The sequence below is a fragment of the Mumia sp. genome, assembly GCF_028803055.1.
In the GTDB taxonomy this organism is placed as follows: domain Bacteria; phylum Actinomycetota; class Actinomycetes; order Propionibacteriales; family Nocardioidaceae; genus Mumia.
This window is the reverse complement of record NZ_JARBCJ010000218.1, coordinates 1-5,255: the sequence shown is the minus strand read 5'-3', so window position 1 is coordinate 5,255 and position 5,255 is coordinate 1. Positions and strand designations below refer to the sequence as shown.

Genomic DNA, 5,255 nt, shown 5'->3' with positions numbered 1-5,255 from the left:
TGGAGAGTGCGGACCGCTGCAGAGGCGTAGCCCTGCTGGAGGTGGCAATGGTCATCGCCGCTGCTCGTCGCGGGTATGGCGACGATGTTGCCGGTGCTGGCCACTGCCAGTCCCTTGTGGGTGCAGCCGGGACTGGCCGAGGCCGGCGCGCCCGACGTGACCAGCAGGCCGGCGGTGAGCCCGACGGCGGCCAAGGCCGAGTAGATTTTCCTCTTCATGTTTCCCCCTGGTGATGCTGATGGATGCCCTGGCGCGTCGACGTGCTGCGTGCACGGCGCCTCGGCGAAGGGATCGTGTCAACCGGGCGCACCAGAACGACAGGCATTTCGACGAGCATCGAAATAGGCAGCGCTGACCTACCCGTGTGCGAGCCTGTGGGAGGTCTGACAAGGGGGAAGCCAGTGCTGCGCATTCACTTCAGCGAGCACGATCTCGCTCTCACGAGCGTTGCTGCCGCGCCCGATCCCATGTGGGAGATCGCGTCCAGCCTCCACCGGTTCCAGACTCGTGGGGGCCGCTGGCTGCACGAGAGGTGGTACGAGGATGCGTTGCGCAACCTGCGCGACACCGGCCTCGGACGCGCGGTTCGTTCGATGCTGCTGCCGTTGTTTCCGCTCGCCCGCTACTACCCCGACTTCCTCACGCCGGGAAGCGCGGCGGAGGGTCTCGATGCCGGGCTGGACGCGATCCTCGAATCGCCCGAGCATCGCGTCGCCGAGCAGATCGCGCGGGTGGATCCGAGCCGGGGCGCCGGTTCACCGCTGAGCACGCTGGCCGAGCCCCGTTCGCGCTCGACCCTGACCGATGCCCTGCGTGCCTACCACGCCACGGTGATCTCGCCGGTCACCGGTCAGATGGAGAGCCTGTTCGAGAGCGAGCGAGCACTGCGCGCCCGGCAGCTGCTGGACGGGGGTGTGGACGGACTGCTCCGGGGCCTCGGTCCGTCATTCGTCTGGCATGCACCGGTGCTCGGTGTGGTCGACCACGTGGACGACCGCGACGTCTATCTCGAGGGTCGAGGGCTCCGCCTCGTCCCTTCGTACTTCTGCTGGCGGCAACCGGTCACCCTCAGGGATCCCCACCTGCCGCAGGTCCTCGTCTACCCCGTGTCGCGAACCGCCGCGGACCTCGTCGCCGTGTCCCCTGAGCGGGCCCTCGCCGCCCTCATCGGAGGCAGTCGCGCGACGGCGCTCGCCGCCTGTGCTGTCGGTGCCACCACCTCCGAGCTTGCCGCTCGGGTGGGCGTGTCGGCCGCGACCGTCAGCTATCACACCCGCACCTTGCGCGAGGCCGGGCTGATCACCAGCCGCCGCGACGGCGACTCGGTGCTGCACACCCTGACCCGACTCGGCGGGGACCTTCTGCGCGAGACCTCGTAGAGGTCTGGCCAGCGCTAGCCGGCCGCCGTGTGCTGCTCGGGGATCCGCCGGGTGGTGACGATGTGCTCGGCAACCGCGAGGAGCCGGGTGTTCGTGATGCTGGAGACTCGCTGCAGGAATCGGAACGCTCGCGAGTCGTCGAGCCCGTACCTCTCCATGACGATGCCCATCGCCTGGCCGATGACCGTGCGGCTGTTCACCGACCGTCCGAGGTTGTCGATCTGGCGGGACGAGGCGAGGGCGACGGCGATGTGGGCGGCCATGGCCAGGCCCACGATCTGGTCATGGCCGTCGAACGCGTCGGCGCGCTCGGCATACATGTTGAGCGCGCCGTAGTCGGTGGCGGTGGTGAACAGCTGGAAGGAGAGGGCACTTCCGAAGCCCAGGTCACGGTTGACCCGTTGACTCCAGCGCGGCCACCGCGCCTCGTCGGCCAGATTGGGCACGAGCGTGGTCTCGTGGTGGGCGATGGTATCGAGGCACGGCCCCTCACCGGCGTCGTACTGGAGCTGGTCCGCCTCTGCCGCCCGCGACCCGATGGTGTTGAGGGTCTCGATGCGGCCCCCGCGTCGGATCAGGCTGACGGCCGCCTCGTCGCACCCCGAGATGATGTCGACCGCCATCTTGAGAGCATGGTCAAGGGTCTCGCTCTCGTCGCCTTGTTCTTTGAGCGAACGCGCCAGTTCGACGAACCGGTCTTCGGGATCCTGCTGACGTGGCATTCACACATGATAAAGCGAGACGTCGGAGTGGTCAGGCTGGCACACGGCAGCCCCGCCGCGGTGCGACGGGGCCGCTGCGTAGTCCTAGGCCTTGGTCGTGGGCCCGAAGAGCGGGTCGGACGCCTCCGCCATCTCGATCTCCGCGGTGGCCTGGATCAGCGACAGGAGCTCGGGGTCGAGACCGGGCGAGAACTCTTCGAACCGCTCCTCGGCGATCGTCAGAGGGACCCCCATCGGCGCCTGCTCCGTGGCGTCGAGCTGCGTCCCGTCGTTCGACGGTGACATGCCCTGGAAGATGCGTCCGGCCTCCGAGGCACCCTCGAGATCGAACGTGTACTGCTTCGACTGGAGTCCGAGGTCCACCAGCTTCTTGACCTCCGGGTACCTCTCGGCGTTGGTCTTGGGGATCGGGAGGACCGATGCCCAGTTGACGCCGAGCGTCTCGAGAGCGCGCGCATAGGCGTTCTCGTGGGCCTGGTCGCGCACGATCAGGTACGAGATCGTCGAGCGCGCCGTCTTGTTGCTGGTCATCTCGTAGATCCGGCACTTCTGCAGGCGTCCGGTGGACTCGAGCATCAGGTTGTACAGGAGGTCGAGGACGAGGTTGCCCGAGTTGTAGACATAGCTTCCGGACCACGGATTGCCCGCGGCGTCGACCGGCAGGGCGCCCTGAGCGGCCACCAGGTAGTGGTGGATGTTGCTCTCGTGGAGCGCCGTGTCGAGAGGAGTCTTGCCCTTGGCGCCGGGCATGTCGAGCGGGTCGGTCTTCTTCCCGTTGTATCGGGGCGAGCCGTCGAGCAGGCGCGAGATCGTGGTGCCGATCAGCTCGACGTGGCTGATCTCCTCTGTCCCGATCCCCTGGAGGAGGTCCCGGTAGGGCTTCCCGTCCGGGCCGCGGAAGTTCATGCTCTGGAAGAGGTACTGCATCATCGTCCGCATCTCGCCGAACTGGCCGCCGAGCCCTTCTTGCAGCGCGTTGGCCGCTGCGGGGTCCGGCTCGTCCGGGATGATCTCGTTGATGAGTCGCTGAACGTGCAGATACATCGCTGCCTCCTAGCGAGCCCGCGCACCCCCGCTCCATGGATGGAGCGATCTGGTGAGGGCGTGCAAGGCTATGGAGGTACCCCCTACGCGCGTCGTCAACCTTCCTCAGGCTTCGCCTTTCTCGCGGTGCCGGCGGCTCGGGCTCAACCTACGATCCCGCCGGGGATGGACCCGGCGACCGCGATGGAGAGGGACGCCCGTACGCCGGCCCTAGCGGCTCAGCGTCGCCACGACGTCGATCATGCCGAGCTTGGCCGGGGTGCGCACCACGTAGATGCGGCTGATCCGACCGGCTTCGACGACGAAGCTGATCGCGGTGTCGAACCCGTCGGCGATGCCGACGACCCGAGCGCCGAGGGTCCCGTTGAGCACGGTGGGAACGATCTCGGCACCCGGAGTCAGACGTCTGAACGGCTTCAGGAGGTTGGCGACCTTCTTGGCGCCGGCCACCGGGTTGAGCACGGCCTGAGCGACGCCGCCGCCGTCGGCCACGAGCACGACGTCCGGTGCCAGGGCATCGAGCAGCCCTTGCAGGTCGCCCTCCCACACCGCAGCGAGGAAGCGCTCGACCACCTGCCGTTGCTCGGCACGGCCGACCTCCATCCGGGGCCGCCGCGCTGCGACGTGCTCACGGGCACGGTGCCCGATCTGGCGTACGGCTGCCGGAGTCTTGCCGAGGGTCTCCGCGATCTCCCCGTACGGCGTCTCGAACACCTCGTGAAGCACGAACACCGCGCGCTCGGTCGGCGTCAGCGTCTCCAGGACGGTGAGCATGGCGATCGAGACGCTCTCGGCAAGCGCGACGTCGTCCGCCACGTCCGGCGCCGTGAGCAGCGGCTCGGGGAGCCACTCTCCGACGTACTCCTCACGCCGCCGTGCGTTCGCCCGGAGCCGGTCCAAGGCCTTGCGCGTCACCATCCGTACGAGGAACGGGCGCGGGTGGCGCACGTCCGCGCGGGCGTCGGCGCCGATCGCGTCCCACCGCAGCCAGGTGTCCTGGACGACGTCCTCGGCATCGGCCGCCGAGCCGAGCATCTCGTAGGCGATCGTGAAGAGGAGACCTCGGTTGGCGAGGAACGGGTCGTCGGACACCTTCACGACCCTACGGCCGTCGGTGGGGTTGTGGTCGGCCCTGCGAGAGGAGGGAGTCCGCACGCCGCAGCGAAACCGTCGGACTCGATACCGAGAGCGATGTTGCCTCGTGTCGTGAAGTTGGCGAAGGCGATGATGGCGGTCAGCTCGACGACGGCGGCCTCGCCGAGCTGCGCGACGAGCGACGCCACCATCTCGTCGGTCACCGTCGGCTCCGTCGTCGACATCGCCTCCGCGTACGCCAAGACCTCGCGCTCGAGCGGGGAGAAGACGTCGGACTCGCGCCACCGCGGGATCTCGCGCGCCTTCTCGATGTCGAGGTTCTTGTTGAAGGTCTCGAAGTAGTTGAAGTCCAGGCACCAGCTGCACCCCACCTGGGCGGCCACCGCCATGTGCGCGAACGACTTCAGCTGTTCGTCGCAGGCGTCCCACTTCTCGACCTTGGTACTGGCACCGCTCAGGGCCATCATGACCTTCTGGTTGTGCCAGTACACGCCGACCGACGCCGGCACCTGGCCGAGCTTCTTCTTCGCGAACCGCTTGATGACTGCGCCCTTGATGCCGGTGATCTCGGCGGGGGCGATGCGGGGTGATCCGTTCATGTCGACCTCCTGTGCGAGCGGGTATGACATGGAGACGCACACCGACCCCGGAACGTGACAGCGCACGATGATCCCGCTCGGATCGCACGTGACCTGAACCCGGGACCGATTCGCCGTAAGGTTTCGCCCACACGGCAAGAGGGCAAGACTGAGGTGGTGGAGTCCTCCGTGGCTCCCGGTCTCAGCACATCCGCACTCCGCCGGCGTGGTCGGCGTAGGCAGAAGGAGATCCACATGAGCGAACGCGATCCCGAGACAGAAGGCCCCGCGGACGGTGGCGCCGAGGGTGTCCCCGGTGTGCACGACGGTGGCGCGGACGGTGGTGCCGACAGCGGTGCCGAGGGTCCCGCCGACGGTGGCGCCGAGGGCGTTCCCGGTGTGCACGACGGTGGCGCGGACGGTGGTGCCGACAGCGG

At 68.1% G+C, this 5,255-nt stretch carries 6 protein-coding genes and 1 pseudogene; 2 read left to right on the top strand and 5 right to left on the bottom strand.

Annotated elements, in window-relative coordinates; translation table 11 throughout:
• On the bottom strand, positions 1 to 218 hold a 218-nt coding region (locus PV363_RS15765), incomplete at its 3' end, for a hypothetical protein (RefSeq protein ID WP_301022825.1).
• Positions 219 to 401: 183 nt separating this feature from the next.
• On the opposite strand from PV363_RS15765, the gene PV363_RS15760 reads away from it, so the two are divergent.
• A complete protein-coding gene (locus PV363_RS15760; protein WP_220365512.1) occupies positions 402 to 1,379 on the top strand; it encodes a helix-turn-helix domain-containing protein in 978 nt (325 codons plus the stop codon).
• Between the two features lie 14 nt (positions 1,380 to 1,393).
• On the opposite strand, the gene PV363_RS15755 is transcribed toward PV363_RS15760, so the two are convergent.
• The 4 genes from PV363_RS15755 to PV363_RS15740 form a co-directional block, all read right to left on the bottom strand.
• Complete coding sequence (locus tag PV363_RS15755) at positions 1,394 to 2,101, bottom strand: GAF and ANTAR domain-containing protein (RefSeq protein WP_220341056.1); 708 nt, start codon at positions 2,099 to 2,101, stop codon at positions 1,394 to 1,396.
• Between the two features lie 84 nt (positions 2,102 to 2,185).
• Complete coding sequence (locus PV363_RS15750; protein WP_220341057.1) at positions 2,186 to 3,145, bottom strand: manganese catalase family protein; 960 nt, start codon at positions 3,143 to 3,145, stop codon at positions 2,186 to 2,188.
• Between the two features lie 210 nt (positions 3,146 to 3,355).
• Positions 3,356 to 4,237: an RNA polymerase sigma-70 factor gene (locus PV363_RS15745; RefSeq protein ID WP_301022824.1), complete on the bottom strand. Its 882-nt coding sequence runs from the start codon at positions 4,235 to 4,237 to the stop codon at positions 3,356 to 3,358.
• A gap of 2 nt (positions 4,238 to 4,239) precedes the next feature.
• Positions 4,240 to 4,839, bottom strand: coding sequence for a carboxymuconolactone decarboxylase family protein (locus tag PV363_RS15740; RefSeq protein ID WP_220341059.1), 600 nt, complete (start codon positions 4,837 to 4,839; stop codon positions 4,240 to 4,242).
• Positions 4,840 to 5,073: 234 nt separating this feature from the next.
• Between PV363_RS15740 and PV363_RS15735 the strand changes: the two are divergent.
• Positions 5,074 to 5,255: pseudogene (locus PV363_RS15735) on the top strand (hypothetical protein); the annotation flags it as partial.

What these genes read in the sequence shown, in the direction of transcription:
- PV363_RS15755 (WP_220341056.1), bottom strand. Translation starts at nt 2,101, where the DNA reads ATGCCACGTCAGCAGGATCCCGAAGACCGGTTCGTCGAACTGGCGCGT.
- PV363_RS15750 (WP_220341057.1), bottom strand. Translation starts at nt 3,145, where the DNA reads ATGTATCTGCACGTTCAGCGACTCATCAACGAGATCATCCCGGACGAG.
- PV363_RS15740 (WP_220341059.1), bottom strand. Translation starts at nt 4,839, where the DNA reads ATGAACGGATCACCCCGCATCGCCCCCGCCGAGATCACCGGCATCAAG.